This window comes from Kitasatospora sp. NPDC004289, from assembly GCF_053602875.1.
In genome coordinates this window covers 49,736-69,121 of record NZ_JBSGEL010000026.1, presented here as the reverse complement: position 1 = coordinate 69,121, position 19,386 = coordinate 49,736, and the positions used below count along the sequence as shown (strand labels likewise).

Sequence of the window (19,386 nt, the reverse complement as noted above, 5' to 3'; positions counted from 1 at the left end):
CTCAGCGGACGACCACGCCGATCTGCGGCGCGGGCTCGTTCTTGTAGTTCGCCGGGCCGAAGTTCTTCTGCACGGCCTTGTCCCAGGAGCCGTCGGAGACCATCTTCTGCAGCGCGGTGTCGATCTGGCCCTTGAGCGCGCTGCCCTTCTGGACGCCGATGCCGTAGTTCTCGTTGCTCATCTTGAAGCCGCCGAGCTTGAACTTGCCCTTGAACTGGGCCTGCGAGGCGTAGCCGGCCAGGATCGAGTCGTCGGTGGTCAGCGCGTCCACCACCTTGTTCTCCAGCCCGGTCAGGCACTCCGAGTACCCGCCGTACTCCTGGAGCTGGGCCTGCGGGGCGAGCTTGGTCTTGACGTTCTGCGCCGAGGTGGAGCCGGTGACGGAGCAGAGCTTCTTGCTGTTCAGGTCGGCGGGCTGGGTGATGGAGGTGTCGTCCGCGCGCAGCAGCACGTCCTGATGGGCCAGCAGGTAGGGGCCGGCGAAGTCCACCTTCTCGGAGCGGGCCGGGGTGATGGAGTAGGAGGCGGCGATGAAGTCCACGTCCCCGCGCTGGAGCAGGCTCTCGCGGTCGGCGCTCTTGGCCTCCTTCCAGACGATGTCCTTCGGGTCGTGGCCCAGCTGCTTGGCGACGTAGGTGGCGACGTCCACGTCGAAGCCGGTGTAGGTGCCGTCCGGGGTCTTCAGGCCGATGCCGGGCTGGTCGAACTTGATGCCGACGGTGATCTTGTGACTGCCGCCGCCGGCGTCGTCCTTGGTGTCGTCCCCGCAGCCGGCCAGCGCGAGGGGGAGGAGGAGCGCGGCCGCCGCCGCGAGGGCTGTCTTGCGGTGCGTCATGGTGATCATCCCTGCCGGTCGGGGTCCGTCAGTGGTGCAGGATCTTGGAGAGGAAGTCCTTGGCCCGTTCGCTGCGCGGGTCGGTGAAGAACTGTTCGGGCTCGGCGCGCTCGACGACGGAGCCGTCGGCCATGAAGACCACGCGGTTGGCCGCAGTCCGCGCGAAGCCCATCTCGTGGGTGACCACGACCATCGTCATGCCGTCCCGGGCGAGTTGGCGCATCACCTCCAGCACCTCGTTGATCATCTCCGGGTCGAGGGCGGAGGTCGGCTCGTCGAAGAGCATCACCTTCGGGTCCATCGCCAGCGCCCGGGCGATCGCCACCCGCTGCTGCTGGCCGCCGGAGAGCTGGGCCGGGTACTTCTCCGCCTGGGCCGCCACGCCCACCCGCTCCAACAGCTCCCGCGCCCGGGCCTCCGCGCTCTGCCGGTCCTTCTTGCGGACCTTCACCTGACCGAGCGTCACGTTGCCCAGCACGGTCTTGTGGGCGAAGAGGTTGAAGGACTGGAAGACCATCCCGACGTCGGCCCGCAGGGCGGCCAGCGCCCGGCCCTCGGCCGGCAGCGGCTTCCCGTCGATGGTGATGGTGCCGGAGTCGATGGTCTCCAGGCGGTTGACCGTGCGGCAGAGCGTCGACTTCCCGCCGCCGGAGGGGCCGATCACGACCACGACCTCCCCCCGGGCGATCGTCAGGTCGATGTCCCGCAGGACGTGGAGCTCGCCGAAGTGCTTGTCGACTCCGCTCAGCACGACCAGGTCGTCCGCGGCCGCAGGGGGTGCTTCGTTCGTCATGGCCACCGCGCTCCTCGGCTTTCATGGTCCGTCCGCGCGAAGGCGCCCGCACCCGGGAAGGGGTGCGGGCGCCTGACGGGCGGAGGCGGATCAGGCCAGCAGGACGGGGCGGCTCAGCCGGTCGGTGGTGATGAAGGAGGGCTGGGTGGGGCCCGACTCCCCGCCCGGGGCCGCGCGCAGCCCGGGGAAGCGGGCGAACAGCGCGGGCAGCGCGACCTTGGCCTCCAGGCGGGCCAGCGGGGCGCCCAGGCAGTAGTGGACGCCGTGACCGAAGGCCAGGTGCTGCTTGTCGGCCCGGTCGATGTCGAACTCGCCCGGGCGCTCGTGCACCTCGGGGTCCCGGCCGTGCGCGCCGAACGCCAGGATCAGCAGGTCCCCGGCCCGGACGGTCTCGCCCTCCAGGTCGATGTCGGCGGTGGCGTAGCGCAGCGGCAGGTGCATCACGGGGGAGTGCAGGCGCAGGGTCTCCTCGATCACGTCGTCCCAGCGGGTCGGGTCGGCCAGCACGGCGGCCAGCTGCGCCGGGTGCGCGAGCAGGGCCTGCGCGGCGTGGCCGATCAGCGAGACGGTGGTCTCCGAGCCGGCCCCGATCAGCAGGATCAGGGTGGAGACCAACTCCTGTTCGCCGAGCCGGTCGCCGTCCTCGCCGTGCACCGCCAGCAGCACGCTGGTCAGGTCGTCGCCGGGCCGCTCGCGCTTGGCCGCGATCAGCCGGTCCATCGCGGCGAAGAGCTCGTACCCGATCCGCTCGGCCTCCTCGGGCGTGACGGTGGTGTCCAGCACCCGGTCGATCACCCGGAGCATGGCGGGGCGCTGCTCCTGGGGCACGCCGAACAGGTCGCAGATCACCCTGGTCGGCAGCGGGTAGGCGAACAGGGCCCGCAGGTCCGCCTCCTGACCCTGCGGCAGACCGGCCATGGCGTCCAGCAGTTCGGTGGTGATCCGCTCGACGGCGGGGCGCAGCGCGTTGATCCGGCGCGGGGTGAAGGCCTGGCCGACCAGCGAGCGCAGGCGGTGGTGGTCGGGGCCGTCGCTGGTGAACATCGAGACCAGGTCCACCCAGACCGTCAGCCACGGGACGGCGCCCGGCCGGTAGCCGGGCCAGCTCTTGCGGGCGTCCTTGGAGACGTCCGGGTGCACCAGCAGCCGGCGCACCAGCTCGCCCCGGCTGACCGACCAGGCGGTCAGGCCGCCGGGCAGCGAGACCCGGACCGCGGGGCCGGCGGCCCGCAACTCCTCGGCCTGCTCGAAGAGTCGGGCTCCGGTGGTGTCCAGTACGGTCGGTCTCACGTGATCCCCCCGGGTCAGGTCCGTCGCACGGGGCGGTGGCTGCCCCGTGAACGGAGGGTCGCCGAGCGGGCCCGGCCGGTCCAGGTGGGCGGGACGGCTCACGGAAGCGCTGGGGGCTCAGCGGACGGCGCTCGCTCCCCGCCCCGGCTGCTCCGCTCGCCGGCCCGGGAGGCTCGCTCCGCCCGCGCGCTCGCCGGGCCGGCGGCCGGCCGCGGCCACCACCCCAAGGGTGGTGGGTATGCGGAGGGTGTGACGAAAACGTGCTGGTGGGTACTGCGGATGCCCCCGTAGACTCCCGTGCTCGTGACCGAGATCAACACCGACCAGACCTTCCCCGCCGAACCCGGAGCCGTACCGACGGCCGCCGACGCCGAACTGATCGCGGCCGCCGTCCGCGCCGCGGGCCGGGGGCTGCTCGGCCGTGAGTCGGTGGCCGAGGTCGTCGTGCTCTGCGCCGTCGCGGGGGAGCACCTGCTGGTGGTCGGTGCGCCGGGCACCGCGAAGTCCGAGGCCGTCCGCCGGATGGCCGGTCAGCTCGGCGGCCGCTACTTCGAGTACCTGCTCGGCCGGTTCACCGAACCGAACGAGCTGTTCGGGCCGGTGGACCTGCGCGGGCTGCGCGAGGGCCGGGTCGAGTACGAGACCGAGGGGATGCTCCCCGAGGCCGAGATCGCCTTCCTGGACGAGGTCTTCCTCGGATCCACCGCGGTGCTGAACACCCTGCTCGGCCTGCTCAACGAGCGGGTGTTCCGCCGCGGCCGGACCGTGCTCGCCAGCCCGCTGCGGATCTGCGTGGGCGCGGCCAACCACCTCCCGCAGGACCCGGCGCTGGCCGCCTTCGCGGACCGCTTCCTGGCCCGGGTGTTCGTCGAGCCGGTGGCCGACTCCCGGCTGGAGGAGCTGCTGGAGGCCGGACGCCGCCCCGCCGTGCCGGCTCCGCGGGACGGCGGACCGGGCCTGCTCGCCGCCGTCGACCGGCTGGCCGCCGCGGCCCGGGCCTGTGACCTCGACGAGGCCACCCCGCTGGTCGCGACGGCGCTGCGGCGGCTCCGCGCCGCCGGGGTGCCGATCAGCGACCGGCGGGCGGTGCGCTCGCAGAAGCTGGTCGCGGCCGCCGCGGTGCTGGACGGCCGGACGGTGGCCTCCGCGCGCGACCTCTGGGTGCTGCCCCTGGTCGCCCCGACCGCCGACACCCAGGCGCTGGCCCGGGACGTCCTCGCGGACCTGGTGGAGAAGTCGGCCAACGGCAGCCTGGTGCACGCCGCCGAGGAGCTCTCCCGCAGCACGGCCGCCCGCGCGGAGCGGCTGGCCCACACCGGTGCCGCCCTGCTCGCCGAGCACCGCGACCTGCCCGAGGGGCGGGACTCACGGCTGCGGCTGGAGGCCGCCCTGCGGGAGATCGACGCGGGCTTCGACCCGGCCGCCCTGCCCGCCGCGCTGGCCGGCATACGCGCCGAGCTGGTCGCGGCGGTCTCGCCCTCGTGACTCCCGAGCAGTCGTCAGTACCCGCCCCGCGGACGGCGCCCGCCTCGCCCGCGCCGCCCGCCGGGCCGCCCGGGCCGTCGTCCCGTCAGGCCTTCGCGCTGCGCTGGGAGCGCCGCGAGCCGCCGCTGCCGTCCGTCGCCGTCCTCGCGCTCGGGGCCGCCGTGCCCGGCCTGGCGCTCGCGGCCCGGGAGCGGATCCGGGCCGGGGCGCGGCTCGCCGTGCTCGCCGATGACGGCCCCGGCCTGCCGGCCGCCGAGCACTCGCTGCTGGTGCTCGGCGCCGAGGCGGACCTGCCGTGGGCGGACGGCGTGCGCTACCTCGCCCAGGACGAGGGCCTGCTGACCCCCACCACCGCCCGCCCCGCCCCGGCCGCCGCACTCTGGCGACGGGCCCTCGGCGCGGCGGAGGGGCAGCTGTGCGTCCTGGTCCCCGGCCGTGCGCTGATCGCCGACCCGCCGGTGCCGCTCGGCTCCGCCGAGGTGCTCGACCCGTACGCCGTGTCGACGGGCACCGGGCCCGACGGCGGAGCGGACGGCAGCCCGTGACCCGCCGCCGATGTGCCCAGCGGTACGTCGAGCCCGCCCGGAGGGCCGCCCGGTGACCGACTCCCGACTGCCTGCCGCCCTCGCCCCGTGGGCCGGCGCCCTCTCCGCGCTCTCGCCCGAACTCGCCCTCGCCCTGGGCCCGTTGCTGCGCCGCCTGGACTCCCTGATCGCCGACCACGCGCCGGTGGCCGACCACCACGGAGACCCCGACGGTCTCGGCGGGCTGGCCCGCGCGGGACACCCCGAGCGGCTGCTGCCGTCCGAATGGCTGCTCGCCGAGGAGTGTCCGGAGGAGTTCCTGCGCCGCCTGGTGGACGGTGAACTCCTCTACACCGCACTGGAGTTCACCACCCCTGCGGTGCGTGGCCGGACGGTCGTCCTGGTCGACGCCGGGCCCGCCCAGGCGGGTGCCGGGCGGCTGGTGCAGCTCGCCGCCCTGCTCGTCCTGCACCGCCGGGCGGCCGCGCACGGTGCCGACCTGGTCGTCCGGGTGCTCGGCGATCCGTCCGGCCGCGGGCTGACGGGCGAGCCCGCCGACCTGCTCCCCGCCTGGCTGGCCGCGCGCCGCTCCGAGGACCCGACGCCCGAGGACGTGGCCGAGGCCCTGGCGACCCTGGACGCCGCCGACCGCGCATGGCTGCTGACCTCGCCCCGGCTGGCCGAGCGGATCCCGCCGCGCCCCGGTGTGCTCACCAGCGAGCCCGCTGCCTGGACTGCCGACGGTGCGGGCCGCGTGCTGGTCGGGATCGACGGCACGACGGCCGAACTTCCGCTGCCCGCAGGCCCGATCGCGGTCCGAGCGCTGCGCGGGGCCGAGTTCCGCCGGGGCCCGGCTCCAGCCGCCCCGGTGGACGCCGCCCGTCCGGCCGGGCACGCGACCCACCCCGTCTTCACCACCGACGCCCGGACCCTGCTCGCCAGGGGAGCCCGGCCCGGCACCCTGCTCGCCGTCAACCTGCCCAACCACGGCGGCGGAACCGCGACACCGCTGCGGATGCGTCGCCACGACTTCCCCGGCCCGGTGCTCGCCGCCGGGCGGACCGGCCGCCGCCTCTTCGCCCTGTGCGTCGAGGGCGAGCGGCTCACCACCCATGTGATCGGCCGTCAGCTCGCCGACGCCGGCGGCTACTCCACCGAGCTCGCCACCTTCGGCCTCGATCCCGACCGGCTGGACGAGCTGCTCGCCGGGCCGGTGCTGCCGGTGCTGTTCCGGAGCGGGGATCTGGAGTTCCCGCTCGGCGGCCGGTGGTGGCGGCTCGGCCCGGACAGCGGGGCCACTGACCACGGCCCGATCGGCCATGGCAACCGCGACCGCACGCCCTTCCTCCTGTGCCGCGACCCGCGGCTCTTCGAGGGCCAGGTGCACGACGAGGCGCGCGGCCGGTTCCACTTCCTGCACAGCGCCGGAACCCAGGCGTGGTCGCGGGACAGCCGGACCTGGACGGTGCGCGCCGCCGACGGCGCCGTCGACCACGTCGCCTTCCGCGAGCAGGCCGAGGTGATCGGCCTGGTCCCCGGGCAGCGGCCCGCGCTGGTCACCGTCAGCCGCAACGGTCACCTCGTGCGGAGCGTGCGGTCGGACGGCGTGCGGACGCTGACCCGCTTCTCCGGCGGCACCGGGGAGCCCACCGTCCACCCGACCCGGCCGCTGATCGCCGCCGAGGTCCGACCCGGCCGGATCGTGGTCGGTGACGTGACCACCGGGCGCGTCCAGTTCCTGATCGGAGGCGTCGAATGACCGCCACCCCCGAGGCGGCGTTCCGCGCCGTCGTCACGGCCACCGGTTACGTCCTCGACGTGCCCGTGATCGGTGAGGACGAGGCCACCGCGCGCGTGCTCGAACTCTGGACCGACGGGGCCGACCTGCGCCGACTGCTGGACGGCCGCTGGCTGTTCACCCTGGCGGCCCCGGCGGAGGTCCGGGCCGACCGAGCTCCCGGGCTGCCCGTCCTGCGCACCGCCGCCGGCGGCTCCGCCACCCTCGGGGCGGACGCCCCTGACCTGACCGCCGGACAACTCGCCCTCGCCGCAGGCGGGTCGACGACCACCCTCGCGGTCGCGGCACTCGCCCCGCTGGACCCGGCGGAACGCCTGGACCTCACCGGGCTCACAGTGCACCGCCCGCGGCCGCTCGGCCCCGCCGTACCCGAGGCCGCGCCGGTGGCGGAGGCCCTCCCCGAACGGCCGCGCCCCGACCTGCGCGCGGCGGCCCGCATCGCACCCCCGACCGCACGGGCCCGGCGGCTGACGGCGGAGCGACCGGAGCGACCGGAGCGCCGGCCGCGGTCGGCACGGCAGCCGCGGCAGCCACGGCGGGGCGGTCACCGGCGGGCGCGGGTAGTGGCAGCCATCCCCGTCATCCTCCTGCTGCTGCCGCTCCTCTGGGTGGTCCTCACCTCGGCGGCCTCCGCCCAGCGCCTTCCCAGCTGGGGGCTGGGCCTGCTGGTCGCTTTCGCCGTGGTGTGCGTGCGCTCCTGGCGCGCCGCTCGGGCCGCGGAGGTGGCCGGGACGGTTCCGACGGCGGCTGACGGAGCGTCGGCTCCGGTCGGGGTGCGGCCCGGCCGACCGCGCTTCGCCTCCCTCCGGGCGTGGCTGCGTTCCGGGTGGGTCCTGCCGGCAGCCGGCTCCGCCCAGGCCGTGTCCGGCGCGGCGGCGGCTGACGGAGCGTCGGCTGCGGCCCGGGCGAAGCCGCGCCGGCCGCTGTTCGCGCCGCTGCTGGCGCGCCTGACGATGCGCACGGCGGGCGGACTGGTCCGCGGCCGCCAGGCCCGTTACCTGCGTGAGCTGACCAGGGCGTTCGAGCAGCACCAGTTCGAGGACGCGCTGCGCGACGCGATCCGGCTCTCCGGCGGGAGGGCGGCGGGCGAGGAGTCCTGGCTCACCCTCGGTCTGCCCCGGCGCCATGCCGGCGAGCTGCGTGCCACGCCCCGGGCCCACGGGCCGGGCGGCACCTCCGTGCTCTCCGGTCCTGACGTGCACCAGCACCTTGCCGCGCTCTACCGCGGCGCCGCCGAGCAGTTGGAGCGCTCGGGCCGGATCGACGAAGCGGCCTACGTCCTGGCTGACCTGCTGGACGCCCCCGCTGAGGCGGTCGGGCTGCTGGCCCGGCACGGGCGGCTGACGGCGGCCGCCGAACTGGCCGAGGGCCGCGGGCTCGCCGCCGATCTGGTGGTCCGCCTCTGGTGGCGAGCGGGCGAACGCACCCGCGCCGTCCGGACGGCCCACCGGACCGGCGTCTTCGCCCGCGCCGTGGAGCTTCTCTCGGCCGAAGACCCGGACGCGGCACGGGAGTTGCGCTCTGCCTGGGCGGAGGACCGTCGCGCGTCCGGCGACCGGCTGGGAGCGGCCGAGGCACTCTGGCCGGACCCGGCCCTGCGCCCCTCGGCCGCCGCCGACCTCAGCGCGGCGGTCGCCCTCGGCGGCCCGACCCGCAGCCGCGCCCTGCCCTACCTACTGGCGCTCGGCGCCGGCGACGCCACCCGGGCACTCGCGCTGGCCGTGCTCGACAGTACGGGGGACCCGGCCCTCACCGGCCGCTCGGTGCTGGCCGCCGGGCTGGCCCAACTGCCCGCCGCCGACCCGGCGGTGGACCGCGAGCTGGCCACGGCGGCGGCCCGCGCGGTGGTCCGCGACGGCGGGCTCGGAGGGAGCCTTCCCGAGCGGGAGGAGCGGGCCCGTCACCAACGGCTGCTCGGCCGGGCCGACCCGCTGGTGGCGGCCGACCTCGCCAAGCCACGCCGCCGACCGGCCACGCGCGGCGCCTCGGGGGCCGTCGGGCACACCGCCGCCGACCGCCCCGGCACGCTGCCGGTGCTGGACGCCGCCCTGCTGGGCTCCGGCTCCGTCCTGGTCGCCTGCGGCCAGGCGGGCGTGCGGCTGCTCACCCCGGACGGTCGTACCAAGGCCCAGTGGGACGTGCCCGCCGACCAGTTGGTGCTCGCCGACCACGGCGGGTCCGCCCTGCTGGTGGCCTCCTACGGGCAGACCCGCGAGGTCTCGCGGCTGGACCTCGCGACCCGCACCGTCCGGCCCTGGACGACCCTGCGCGCCTCCTGGCTGGCCCGCTCCTACGACGGACGCCACCTGATCACCGCTGACGGCGACGGCATCGTGGTGCTGGACGCCCTCGCCTCCGGACCGACCGCGGTCTGGCGCGAACTCGGGCGCGAGGAGAGGCTGGTGAGCGGCGTGGCCCGCTCGGCCGACGGCTGCGCGGCGGTCGTGGCCTCGGCGCTGCCCGACGGCTCACCCCTGCTCGAACTCTGGCACTGGGAGCTGCCGGGCTGGCAACTGCGCTCCCGGCAGCGGCTGGAGGGGTACCAGCCGGGGCAGTCCGTCCCCTTGGCGGCCGGGGGGTTGCTCGCCGCCGAGCAGCCCGAGGCCGACGGACCGTCGGACGACGACAGCACCGTCCTGCGGCTGGTGACCGGCACCGGCCCCGGCCACCGGCTCGCGGCCGCCGAGCCGGACGGCCCGATCGGCGACGGCGACCACTGGGCCCTCCCGGCCCTCGACGCTGCGGGCACCGGCATCCTGCTCCACGCGGGCAGCGGTCCGAGCGCCGTCCCGGCTGCGACCGTCCACTTCCCCGGGGCCGACCTCCGGCACGCCCCGGGGCTGCGGCAGCACGCGGACGCGGTCACCTACTGGCACCGCTCCGGCCGCATCCTGGCCACCAGCACGGACGGCACCACCCTCCGGGCCTCCCTCCGCGTCACGGGCACCCACTGACCGCCCCTAGGCTGGTCGCCGACGCCCGACGGGCGTCGAGCGAGAGGACGGGTGAAATCGGCGTGGCCGTAGTCGAGTTGAGGGTTCGGTTCGGAGTCGACGACCGGGAGCTGTCCGAGCTGCACGCGCGGGCCTTCGGCGCGGACGCCGGGCCGGCCGTCACGCCGTGGGCGAGCCGGCTGGAGCGGCACAGCCTCACCTGGGTCGGTGCCTTCGAGGCCGAGCGGCTGGTCGGCTTCGTCCACGCGGTCTGGGACGGCGGAAGGCACGCCTTCGTGCTGGACACCGCCGTCCACCCCGACCACCAACGCCTCGGCATCGGAAAGCGGTTGGTCGACGCGGTGGCCGAGGAGGCCTTCCGCGCCGGTTGCGACTGGGTGCACGTGGACTACGAGCCCGAGAACGCCGACTTCTACGAGGGGGCCTGCGGCTTCCGCCCGACCCCGGCCGGCCTGCGCTCCCGGCACCGGACGGCCTGAACCGGCGCGTCCGGTCTGTGAGCTGCGCTACAGCACCGCTCACCGACTCGTACGCGTCGGAACGGCTGCTAGCCTGCTCCGAGTCGCCCGCTCCGCGCGGGCCCCTCCGGTGGGACGCCGAATCCCGTCCACCCGCCGGTGGCCTTTCGAGCACGGACACGGACGGGAGCGGGGGAACCAGGTCAGCCGCCTGCTGCCCCCCGCCAGCGCCCGTGCGTCCGCGGTGGCCGCCGCAGGCTCGGGGTGAAGCCGCTCCCACAGCCGCGGCCGGGCCGTACCTCCGGTCCGAACCCGACAGCTCACCTCGCAGGCGTCGCAGAGGAACCTGTCCATGCGCTTTTCTGCCACCCCTGTACGGGTCGGCGCGGTGGCCGCAGCCGGCCTGCTCGCCCTGCCCCTCCTGGTCAGCACCCAGGCGTCCGCCAGCGGTCCGACCGTCGTCGAGGACCGGATCACCCCGGCCCCGGCGGTCGCCGGACCCTCGGTCACGGCCTCGCTCGCCGTGCACTCCTCGCGCTGCTTCACCGCGGACAGCGTCGGGGTCGCCGTCCGCGACGCGGCCGGCCGCCGGACCGACTTCCCCGGCGCGGCCCGGAACGTCCGGATCTGCCCGAGCGGAACCACCGTCACCACCGGCGCACTCGACCTGCCGGCCGGCACCTACACGGAGTTCGGCCGCTGGCGGGGCCTCGACGGCCGCTGGCACAACCTGCCCACCCACACCCTGACCGTGGGCACGGCGCCGACTCCCACCCCGACGCCCACCCCCACCCCGACGCCCACCCCCACCCCGACGCCCTCGCCGACGCCGACGCCCTCGCCGAGTCCGAGTCCGACGCCCACCCCCACCCCCACCCCGAGCCCGACCCCGACGGCGGCGCCCAGCACGCCCGCAGGCATGCGCGCGCTGCCGGACCCGCTCTACGGCGTCACCGTCGACGACGTCTCCAAGCTCTCCGCCATCGTGGACTCCTCGCGCCACCTGGCGCGCACCCCGACCACCCGCCTGGTCTTCGACGAGACCGAGGGCCCGAGCTCCTACACCGCGGCGGTCGACCAACTCCAGCCCGTCAGCTACCTCATGGGCGAGATCCTGGACTCCGAGTTCGTCAAGAACTTCTCGCCCCAGGCCTACCACGACCGCGTCGCCCAGTACCTGAACGCCTTCGGCGGCAAGGTGGACGTCTGGGAGATCGGCAACGAGGTCAACGGCAACTGGCTCGGCAGCTACGCCGACGTCTCCACCAAGATCACCGACGCCTACCGCCAGGTCGAGGCGGCCGGCAAGCGCAGCGCGCTGACCCTCTACTACGACATCGGCTGCGGCAACGGCCCCTCCGAGCTCGACCCGCTGGCCTTCACCAAGCAGTACGTCCCGGAGGACATGCGCAACGGCCTGGACTACGTGACCCTCAGCTACTACGAGGGCCAGTGCAACAACATCCGCCCCAGCGCGGCGACTTGGACCTCCTACTTCCAGCAGCTGCACGCCCTCTACCCGAACGCCAAGCTCGGCTTCGGCGAGATCGGCCTCCCCGACGCCGCCACCTCCTCCACCCAGGCGGCGGCCCAGGCCATGCTGACGTACTACTACGGCCTGAAGATCGACCTGCCCTACTACGTGGGCGGCCACTTCTGGTGGTACTACGCCGAGGACATGATCCCCTACGCCACCAAGCCGCTCTGGCAGACCCTGAACACGGCCCTCCAGCGCTGACCCCACCCGCCGGTCGGGTGAACCTCGGCCGCGGTCGGAGGGGCGGCGGCGTGACGGCACGTCGGGTGTGCGCTGATGGTGCGGCCCGACCCAGGCCGCACCCCGGAGGATGATCCGATGCCGATCCGCCCTACCACCGGCCGTGCCCGTCGGTGCACCGCGACCGTGGCCGTGGCCGTGCTGCTGCTCGGGGCGGCGGGCTGCTCGGACGACAAGGACGGCGGGGGCGGGCCCAGTACGACGCCCACCCCCGCCGCCACGGCCTCGGCCAGCCCGTCGGCTTCCCGCTCCGCCACGGCCTCCGCCTCCGCCACCGCCTCCGCCTCCGCAACGGCCTCGGCCTCGGCTTCGGCGAGCCCGTCGGCCGGCGCCTCCACGGCGGCGACCGCCACCACCGTCGTCATCCGCGACTTCACCTTCACCCCGGCCGAGCTCACCGTCGCGCCGGGGGCCAGGATCACCGTGACCAACGAGGACGGCACCGCACACACGCTCACCGCGACCGGCAGCGGCGGCTTCGACACCGGCACCCTCTCCCGGGGGCAGTCCAAGACCATCACCGCCCCGTCCACGCCCGGGAGTTACCCCTTCTTCTGCACGCTGCACCCGACCACCATGAAGGGCACCCTGACGGTCCGCTGATCAGGGCAGCCGCTGCTCGGCCCAGATGACCTTGCCGCTGCCGGTGTACCGGGTGCCCCAGCGGTCGGAGCACTGGGCGACCAGGAAGAGCCCGCGCCCGCCCTCGTCGGTGGTGGCCGCGTACCGCAGGTGGGGGGAGGTGCCGCTGCCGTCCCAGACCTCGCAGACCAGGGTGCGGGTGCGGAGCAGACGGACCTTGATCGGGGCGCGGCCGTAGCGGATGGCGTTGGTGACCAGCTCGCTGAGGATCAGTTCGGTGGTGAAGGCGAGCTCGTCCAGGCCCCAGTCGGTCAGCAGCCGCGCCACCTCCGCGCGGACCGCGCGCACGGCGGTGGGCTCCGCGGGCACGTCCCAGACCCGGACCTGACGGTCGGTCAGGGCGCGCGTGCGGGCGACCAGCAGGGCGACGTCGTCGGTCGGGGCGGTGGACGGCAGGGCGCCGAGCACGTCCTCGCAGGTCTGCTCCGGGTCGCGGTCCGGGCGGGCGAGGGCGGCGGCCAGCTGGTCGAGCCCGCGGTCGATGTCGTGGCCGCGGACCTCGACCAGGCCGTCGGTGTAGAGGACCAGCTTGGAGCCCTCGGGCAGGTCCAGCTCCGCCGTCTCGAAGGGCAGGCCGACCAGGCCGAGCGGGGGGCCGGCGGGGACGTCCGGGAACTCCACCGTGCCGTCGGGGTGGACCACCGCCGGCGGCAGGTGCCCGGCCCGCGCCACGGTGCAGCGCCGCGAGACCGGGTCGTAGACCGCGTACAGGCAGGTGGCTCCGGTGATCGGCGCCTTGTCGTGGTCGGCGGCCTGCTCCTGGTCGATCCGGTTGACCAGGTCGTCCATCAGGCCGAGGAGTTCGTCCGGCGGCAGGTCGAGGGAGGAGAAGTTGTGCACCGCGGTGCGCAGCCGTCCCATGGTGGCGGCGGCGTGCAGCCCGTGCCCGACCACGTCGCCGACCACCAGCGCGACCCGGGCCCCGGGCAGCGGGATGACGTCGAACCAGTCGCCGCCGACACCGGCCTGCGCGGGCAGGTAACGGCGGGCCACCTCCAGGGCGTCCTGCTCGGGCAGCCCGCCCGGCAGCAGGCTGCGCTGGAGGGTGACGGCCATGGTGTGCTCGCGGGTGTAGCGGCGGGCGTTGTCGATGGCGACGGCCGCCCGGGCCACCAGCCCCTCGCCGAGCGCCGCGTCCTCCGGGTCGAAGGCCTCCCGCGGCCCGGCCCGCCAGAAGGTGGCGATCCCCAGCACCACGCCCCGGGCCCGCAGCGGCACCGCGAGCATGGCGTGGACGCCGTGCTCGCGCACCAGCCGCGCGTGCCGGGGGTTGTGCGCGCTCCAGGCGGTCAGGGTCTCGTCGAGGTCGGCCTCGGCCACCGGGTGCCCGCTGCCCAGACTGCGGGCGCGCGGTGTGCCGGGGACCAGCGGGACCGGTTCGCCCAGCGGGATGAAGGGGCTCCCGGGGCCGGCCGGGCTCAGCCCGGCCCGCCGCATCGGCGCCCCGGCCGGGGGCTCCTCGCCGCGGAGCACGGGCTCGGCCAGGTCCACCGTGACGTGGTCCGCGAAGGCGGGGACGGCCAGCTCGGCCAGCTCCTGGGCGGTCCGCGTCACGTCCAGCGTGGTGCCGACCGCCAGGCCCGCCCCGTACAGCAGCTCCAGCCGGTCGCGGGCCAGCTCGGCCTTCCCGGAGAGGGCGCGGAGCTCGGTGGTGTCGCGCAGCGTGGCCACCAGCCCGGGCGGGCCGCCGTGCCGGTCGGTGGGCCGGACGTTGACCGCCAGCAGCCGCTCCCCGGCCGCCAGCACCTCGTCGGTGACGGGCCGTCCGGAGGCGAGCAGCTCGGCTGCCCTGGGGTCGAGCCCGAGCTCGCCGACGCGTCGGCCCTCGGCGTCGGCGGGCAGCCCCAGCAGCCGCTCGGCCTCATCGTTGGCCAGCAGCAGCCGGCCGTCCCGGTCCAGGATCAGCACGCCCTCGCGGACCGCGTGCAGCACCGCGTCGTGGTGCTCGTACATCCGGGTCATCTCGGACGGCCCGAGGCCGCGGGTCTGCCGGCGGAGCCGGCGGCTGACCAGGGCGGCGCCGAGGGTGGCCAGGGCTAGGGCGGCGGCGGCGCTGCCGAGCAGCACGGGCAGCTGCCGCTCGGCGCTGTCGCTGACCCGGCTGATCCTGATGCCCGCCGAGACCATACCGACCACTTGCCCCGCGTCGTCGCGCACCGGGACCACGGCCTGCACCAGCGGACCGATGGTGCCGTTGACCTGTTCGGTGATCGACTCGCCGGCCAGCACCGGCGCCGTGGTGCCGACGAACTTCTTGCCGATCCGGTCGGTCATGGGGTGGGTGTAGCGGATCGCGTCGGTGTTCAGCACGACCACGAAGTCGACCCCCGACCCGATCCGCGCCGCCTCGGCCTTCGGCTGGAGCACGGCGGTCGGGTCGGGGGAGCGCAGCGCCTCGACCAGACCGGGCGAGCTGGCGAAGGTCTCGGCCACCGCGAGGGAGCGCAGCCGGGCCTCGTTCGCGCTGTCGCGCTGCGCCCGCACCACGGACTCCACGCCGATCGTGACCACCAGCAGGAGCACGATCACGAGCTGGAGGACGAAGACCTGGCCCGCCACGGTGCGCGGGACCAGCCGGGGCCGCCACCGTCGGCGCCGGCCGTCGGAGCCGGTGACGGCGTCGGTCCCGGCGTCGCTCCCGGGCGGGTCCGAATTCGGAGCCATGTGCCCAGGTGTACCCCTCCCGGCCCGTCAAGGCCAGGAGGAGCGCGGTCCTCGGCTCACCTGCCGCCCGTCGGGACCAGGGTGTTCTCGCTTCGGTGGCCGGCCTCGAAGTCGGTGACGTTGCGGACGGTGGCGTCGATGATCTGGCCGACGGCGGTGCGGGTGAAGTAGGCCTGGTGGGAGGTGACCAGCACCTGCGGGAAGCTGATCAGGCGGGCCAGCACGTCGTCGTGGATGCCCTCCATGGAGCGGTCGTAGAAGAAGACGCCGGTCTCCTCCTCGTAGACGTCCAGGCCGACCCCGGCCAGGCGGCCCTCGCGCAGGGTCTCGACCAGGGCGGCGGTGTCCACCAGGCCGCCCCGGCTGGAGTTGACCAGGATGGCGTCGTCCTTCATCCGGGCCAGCGCGGCCGAGTCGATCAGGTGGTGGGTGTCGGGGAGCAGTGGGACGTGCAGGCTGATCAGGTCGCTGCGCTCCAGCAGCTCCTCCCGGGGGACGTAGGTCATGCCGAGCTCCCGGCAGGCCGGGTTCTCCGCGATGTCCCAGCCGAGCAGCTCGGTGCCGAAGCCGGCAGCGATCCGGGCGAAGCACTCGCCGATCTTGCCGGTGCCGATCACCCCGACCGTCATGCCGTGGACGTCACGGCCCATCAGCCCGTCCAGCCGGAAGTCGAACTCGCGGGAGCGGTTGGCGGCGCGGGAGAGGCGGCGGTTGACCGCGAGGGCGAGGGTCCAGGCGTGTTCGGCCACCGCGTAGGGGGAGTAGTAGGAGACCCGGGAGACGGTCAGGCCGAGCTCCGCCGCGGCCTCCAGGTCGATGTTGTTGAAGCCGGTGGAGCGCTGGGCGATCAGCTTGGTGCCGCCCTCGGCCAGCAGGCCGAGCACCTCGGCGTCGAGCTCGCAGTTGACGCTGGTGCTCAGCGCCGGGTAGCCGGCGGCCAGCGGGGCGGTGTCGGCGTTGAGGAAGACCGCGAGGGTGCGCAGCCGGTAGCCGTCCTCGAAGGCGGCGCGCAGCATCGGCTGCTCGTCGGCCTGGACTCCGTAGGCGAGGATCTCCATCGGGCCTGTGTCCTTCCGGTCGGTCGTGGCTGGCTCTCCTCGTACGCTAACCGCCGGGTGGCCGACGGGCCGTCAGGGCGCGCTTGCCGCCGCTATTCTGGACATGTAGGGTCCAGGTTGTGAAGATGAGTGAGGGTGTCGAGTGGGCCCTGCACTGCTGCCTCAACCTGGCCTGGGTCGAGGGTGCCCGGGCGCTGCCCGCGGTGAAGCTGGCGGCCTACTACGAACTGCCGCCCGCCTATCTGAACAAGCAGCTCCAGGCGCTGGCCCGGGCCGGCATCGTCAGCTCGGTCTCCGGCCCGAGGGGCGGCTTCCGGCTGGCCCGGGAGCCGGAGCGGATCACGCTGATGGACGTGGTGGCGGCGATCGAGGGGCCGGAGCCGGCCTTCCGGTGCGCCGACATCATCGGGCGCGGACCCGGTGCGCAGGCGCCGGGGCGCGAGCCGGAGAGTTGCCTGATCGACCGGGCGATGGGCCGGGCCGAGCTGGCCTGGCGCCGGGAGCTGGCCGCGCAGACGCTGGCCGAGCTGATGGCGCAGGTGGAGCGGAGCAGTCCGGGCGTGCCGGGCCGGGTCCGCCGCTGGTTCGCCGACGCCTGAACTCCCGTCCCCTGGGCGGGAGTTCTTCAGAGCCATATTCCGGACATGAAACATCCAGGTTATCGAGGGGACAGAGAACCATGCCGCACACCGTCGTCAACCCCACCGCCTTCGGCTACAGCCAGGCCGTCGTCACCGCCGACGGCACCGCCTACATCGCCGGCCAGTACGCCGCCGACGCGGAGGGCAACGTGGTCGAGGCCGACTTCGCCGAGCAGGTCCGGATCGCGCTGGCCAACCTCGGCACCGCGCTGGCCGCCGTGGGCCTCGGGTACGAGAACGTCGTCCGCCTCGGCAGCTACGTGGTCGACCACGACCTGGCGAAGCTCGGCGTCCTGCTGGAGCAGCTCACCGCCGTCTGGGGGGACGAGCCCCCGGCCCAGACCCTCTCCGGGGTCGCCGCGCTCGCCCTGCCGGGCATGCTCTTCGAGATCGACGCCATCGCCGTCCCCTGACCCCGGGTGCGGCGAAGGGCGGGCCTCCCAGGAGGGAGGCCCGCCCTTCGGCGTGCGACGGTGCGTCAGATGACGGTCTCGGCCTCGGTGTAGCGCTCGGCCGGGACGGTCTTCAGGTCGGCCACCGCGTCGGCCAGCGGGACCAGCTTGATCTCGGTGCCCTGGAGCGCGGTGATGTGGCCGAAGGCGCCCTTGTGGGCGGCCTCGACGGCGTGCCAGCCGAAGCGGGTGGCGAGGACGCGGTCGTAGGCGGTCGGGGTGCCGCCGCGCTGGGTGTGGCCGAGGATGACCGGCTTGGCCTCCTTGCCCAGGCGGTGCTCCAGCTCGCGGGAGAGCTGGTTGGCGATCCCGGTGAACCGCTCGTGGCCGTAGATGTCCTTGACGCCCTCCTCCCAGTGCATGGAGCCGGGCTCGGGCTTGGCGCCCTCGGCGCAGACCACGATGGCGAACTTCTTGCCGCGGTCGAAGCGCTCGCCCACGACCTCGGTCAGCTTGTCGATGTGGAACGGCCGCTCCGGCACCACGATGGCGTGGGCGCCGGCCGCCATGCCCGCGTTGAGCGCGATCCAGCCGGTGTGACGGCCCATCACCTCGACCACCATGACGCGCTGGTGCGACTCGGCGGTGGTCTTCAGCCGGTCCAGCGCCTCGGTGGCGACCGAGACGGCGGTGTCGAAGCCGAAGGTGACGTCGGTGCAGGCGATGTCGTTGTCGATGGTCTTCGGGACGCCGACCACCGGCAGGCCGGCGTCGCTCATCAGCTTCGCGGCCTTGAGCGTGCCCTCGCCGCCGATCGGGATGACGGCGTCGATCCCGAGGTCGGCGCAGAGCTGCTTGGCCCGCTCCACGCCGTCCCGCAGGTGGCTCGGCTGGACCCGCGAGGAGCCGAGGATGGTGCCGCCCTGGGCCAGGATGCCGCTCACCGAGTCGAGGGTCAGCGGACGGTGGACACCCTCCAGGAGCCCACGCCAGCCGTCCTGGAAACCGATGATCTCGTCGCCGTGGTCGACCACCCCCCGGTGGACCACGGAACGGATCACGGCGTTCAGGCCGGGGCAGTCACCGCCGCTGGTCAGCACTCCGATACGCATTGTTTTGCAACTCCCGAGCAGATGGGACAGCCGGACTTCCACCATAAAGGCGCCCGTGTCCGGCCGGGCAGGCGCCGACGCGGGCCACGTCACCTTTGAAGTGGCCCCCGCGGTACTGCACCGAACGCCGAGGAGGGTGTGCGTTCGAGGTCTCTATTCTGGCCCGGATCGGGCGGGGGCAGCAGCCCCCGCCCAACCAGCGGACAGGTCAGGCGGGCTGACGGGCCGCCGCGATCCGCTCCGCGCGCAGCGCGTCGTACCAGGTGGTGTCGGCCGGCGGCAGCGCGTTCACGTCCAGCGCCAACTTGATGAGCATGTCGGCCACCTGGGGGTTGCGGGCCATCACGGGCCCGTGCAGGTAGGTACCGAAGACGGTGTCCCGCCAGGCGCCCTCGGTGCCGTCACCGGTGCCGTTGCCGTTGCCGACCTGCACCGTGGCGAAGGGCCGCACGCCCTGGCCCAGGTGAGTGACGCCCTGGTGGTTCTCGAAGCCGGTGAGCTGAGGGAGGTTCAGCTGGGGGTCCGTCTCGGCGAGCACGTCGCCGACGCAGCGGGCGCCCTCGCCGCGGCCGGTCCAGACGTCCAGCAGGCCGAGGCCCGGCTGGCGCTCGCCCCGGTCGTTGAGGAACTCGTGGCCGAGGATCTGGTACCCGGCGCAGACCGAGAAGATGATCGCGCCGTTCTCGGCCGCCCGGACCAGGCCCTGGTCCGCCGCCAGCCGCTCGGCGGCCAGCCGCTGCGGGCGGTCCTCGCCGCCGCCGATCAGGTAGATGTCACCGCTGGTCGGCACCGCCTGGTCCGAACGGACGTCGATCCGCTGGACGTTGAGCCCGCGCTGGCGGGCCCGGCGCTCCACCACGAGCGCGTTGCCGCGGTCGCCGTAGGTGGACAGCAGGTCGGGGTAGACCCAGACCAGCCGCAGGGTGCTCTCGGTCATCCGCTGGGACCTTCCGTACTGAGCCT

16 protein-coding genes and 1 riboswitch are annotated in these 19,386 nt (G+C 74.7%); of the genes, 9 read left to right on the top strand and 7 right to left on the bottom strand.

Annotated features, from left to right (window positions below):
• Position 1: 1 nt before the first annotated feature.
• From ACWEPF_RS19340 to ACWEPF_RS19330, 3 genes are all read right to left on the bottom strand, one after another.
• Positions 2 to 835 carry a glutamate ABC transporter substrate-binding protein gene (locus tag ACWEPF_RS19340; RefSeq protein ID WP_345280851.1) on the bottom strand — a complete coding sequence of 278 codons (834 nt, stop codon included), beginning with the start codon at positions 833 to 835 and terminating at the stop codon, positions 2 to 4.
• A gap of 28 nt (positions 836 to 863) precedes the next feature.
• On the bottom strand, positions 864 to 1,628 hold the full coding sequence (locus ACWEPF_RS19335) for an amino acid ABC transporter ATP-binding protein (protein ID WP_452173548.1): 765 nt from the start codon (positions 1,626 to 1,628) through the stop codon (positions 864 to 866).
• Positions 1,629 to 1,718: 90 nt separating this feature from the next.
• Positions 1,719 to 2,918, bottom strand: coding sequence for a cytochrome P450 family protein (locus ACWEPF_RS19330; RefSeq protein WP_452173547.1), 1,200 nt, complete (start codon positions 2,916 to 2,918; stop codon positions 1,719 to 1,721).
• A 303-nt stretch (positions 2,919 to 3,221) separates the two neighbouring features.
• On the opposite strand from ACWEPF_RS19330, the gene ACWEPF_RS19325 reads away from it, so the two are divergent.
• The 7 genes from ACWEPF_RS19325 (at position 3,222) to ACWEPF_RS19295 (ending at position 12,517) form a co-directional block, all read left to right on the top strand.
• A complete protein-coding gene (locus tag ACWEPF_RS19325) occupies positions 3,222 to 4,403 on the top strand; it encodes an AAA family ATPase (protein WP_452173546.1) in 1,182 nt (393 codons plus the stop codon).
• On the top strand, positions 4,400 to 4,948 hold the full coding sequence (locus tag ACWEPF_RS19320) for a bpX5 domain-containing protein (protein ID WP_452173545.1): 549 nt from the start codon (positions 4,400 to 4,402) through the stop codon (positions 4,946 to 4,948). Before ACWEPF_RS19325 ends, ACWEPF_RS19320 begins: the two co-directional genes overlap by 4 nt.
• Positions 4,949 to 5,000: 52 nt before the next feature.
• The gene (locus ACWEPF_RS19315) at positions 5,001 to 6,686 is read left to right on the top strand and encodes a hypothetical protein (RefSeq protein WP_452173544.1); all 1,686 of its coding nucleotides are present in this window, start codon (positions 5,001 to 5,003) and stop codon (positions 6,684 to 6,686) included.
• A complete protein-coding gene (locus ACWEPF_RS19310; RefSeq protein ID WP_452173543.1) occupies positions 6,683 to 9,679 on the top strand; it encodes a bpX6 domain-containing protein in 2,997 nt (998 codons plus the stop codon). Before ACWEPF_RS19315 ends, ACWEPF_RS19310 begins: the two co-directional genes overlap by 4 nt.
• 62 nt (positions 9,680 to 9,741) lie before the next feature.
• Complete coding sequence (locus ACWEPF_RS19305) at positions 9,742 to 10,158, top strand: GNAT family N-acetyltransferase (RefSeq protein ID WP_452173542.1); 417 nt, start codon at positions 9,742 to 9,744, stop codon at positions 10,156 to 10,158.
• A gap of 191 nt (positions 10,159 to 10,349) precedes the next feature.
• Positions 10,350 to 10,486: riboswitch (cyclic di-AMP (ydaO/yuaA leader) on the top strand.
• A 3-nt stretch (positions 10,487 to 10,489) separates the two neighbouring features.
• Positions 10,490 to 11,875, top strand: coding sequence for a hypothetical protein (locus ACWEPF_RS19300; RefSeq protein WP_452173541.1), 1,386 nt, complete (start codon positions 10,490 to 10,492; stop codon positions 11,873 to 11,875).
• Between the two features lie 117 nt (positions 11,876 to 11,992).
• Positions 11,993 to 12,517, top strand: coding sequence for a cupredoxin domain-containing protein (locus ACWEPF_RS19295; RefSeq protein WP_452173540.1), 525 nt, complete (start codon positions 11,993 to 11,995; stop codon positions 12,515 to 12,517).
• On the opposite strand, the gene ACWEPF_RS19290 is transcribed toward ACWEPF_RS19295, so the two are convergent.
• Both ACWEPF_RS19290 and ACWEPF_RS19285 read right to left on the bottom strand, forming a co-directional pair.
• Entirely contained in the window at positions 12,518 to 15,220 is a 2,703-nt protein-coding gene (locus ACWEPF_RS19290; protein WP_452173539.1) for a SpoIIE family protein phosphatase, read from the bottom strand.
• Between the two features lie 56 nt (positions 15,221 to 15,276).
• On the bottom strand, positions 15,277 to 16,278 hold the full coding sequence (locus ACWEPF_RS19285) for a 2-hydroxyacid dehydrogenase (protein ID WP_452173538.1): 1,002 nt from the start codon (positions 16,276 to 16,278) through the stop codon (positions 15,277 to 15,279).
• A 125-nt stretch (positions 16,279 to 16,403) separates the two neighbouring features.
• Here ACWEPF_RS19285 and ACWEPF_RS19280 point away from each other — a divergent pair, with 125 nt between their 5' ends.
• Positions 16,404 to 16,877 (top strand): RrF2 family transcriptional regulator, encoded by a 474-nt coding sequence (locus tag ACWEPF_RS19280; RefSeq protein WP_452173537.1) that lies wholly within the window; start codon positions 16,404 to 16,406, stop codon positions 16,875 to 16,877.
• A gap of 80 nt (positions 16,878 to 16,957) precedes the next feature.
• Positions 16,958 to 17,332 (top strand): RidA family protein, encoded by a 375-nt coding sequence (locus ACWEPF_RS19275; RefSeq protein WP_452173536.1) that lies wholly within the window; start codon positions 16,958 to 16,960, stop codon positions 17,330 to 17,332.
• A gap of 65 nt (positions 17,333 to 17,397) precedes the next feature.
• Here the strand turns inward: ACWEPF_RS19275 and ACWEPF_RS19270 are convergent, their stop codons facing one another.
• Positions 17,398 to 18,423, bottom strand: a complete 1,026-nt coding sequence (locus ACWEPF_RS19270) for a 6-phosphofructokinase (protein WP_345286729.1) — start codon at positions 18,421 to 18,423, stop codon at positions 17,398 to 17,400.
• A 208-nt stretch (positions 18,424 to 18,631) separates the two neighbouring features.
• Entirely contained in the window at positions 18,632 to 19,360 is a 729-nt protein-coding gene (locus ACWEPF_RS19265; RefSeq protein ID WP_345286740.1) for a type 1 glutamine amidotransferase, read from the bottom strand.
• Positions 19,361 to 19,386 lie beyond the last annotated feature (26 nt).

Excerpts from the sequence above, each read along its gene's own strand:
- ACWEPF_RS19295 (WP_452173540.1), top strand. The coding sequence starts at position 11,993 with ATGCCGATCCGCCCTACCACCGGCCGTGCCCGTCGGTGCACCGCGACC.
- ACWEPF_RS19290 (WP_452173539.1), bottom strand. The coding sequence starts at position 15,220 with ATGGCTCCGAATTCGGACCCGCCCGGGAGCGACGCCGGGACCGACGCC.
- ACWEPF_RS19340 (WP_345280851.1), bottom strand. The coding sequence starts at position 835 with ATGACGCACCGCAAGACAGCCCTCGCGGCGGCGGCCGCGCTCCTCCTC.
- ACWEPF_RS19285 (WP_452173538.1), bottom strand. The coding sequence starts at position 16,278 with ATGGAGATCCTCGCCTACGGAGTCCAGGCCGACGAGCAGCCGATGCTG.
- ACWEPF_RS19265 (WP_345286740.1), bottom strand. The coding sequence starts at position 19,360 with ATGACCGAGAGCACCCTGCGGCTGGTCTGGGTCTACCCCGACCTGCTG.
- ACWEPF_RS19270 (WP_345286729.1), bottom strand. The coding sequence starts at position 18,423 with ATGCGTATCGGAGTGCTGACCAGCGGCGGTGACTGCCCCGGCCTGAAC.
- ACWEPF_RS19335 (WP_452173548.1), bottom strand. The coding sequence starts at position 1,628 with ATGACGAACGAAGCACCCCCTGCGGCCGCGGACGACCTGGTCGTGCTG.
- ACWEPF_RS19300 (WP_452173541.1), top strand. The coding sequence starts at position 10,490 with ATGCGCTTTTCTGCCACCCCTGTACGGGTCGGCGCGGTGGCCGCAGCC.
- ACWEPF_RS19280 (WP_452173537.1), top strand. The coding sequence starts at position 16,404 with ATGAGTGAGGGTGTCGAGTGGGCCCTGCACTGCTGCCTCAACCTGGCC.
- ACWEPF_RS19275 (WP_452173536.1), top strand. The coding sequence starts at position 16,958 with ATGCCGCACACCGTCGTCAACCCCACCGCCTTCGGCTACAGCCAGGCC.
- ACWEPF_RS19310 (WP_452173543.1), top strand. The coding sequence starts at position 6,683 with ATGACCGCCACCCCCGAGGCGGCGTTCCGCGCCGTCGTCACGGCCACC.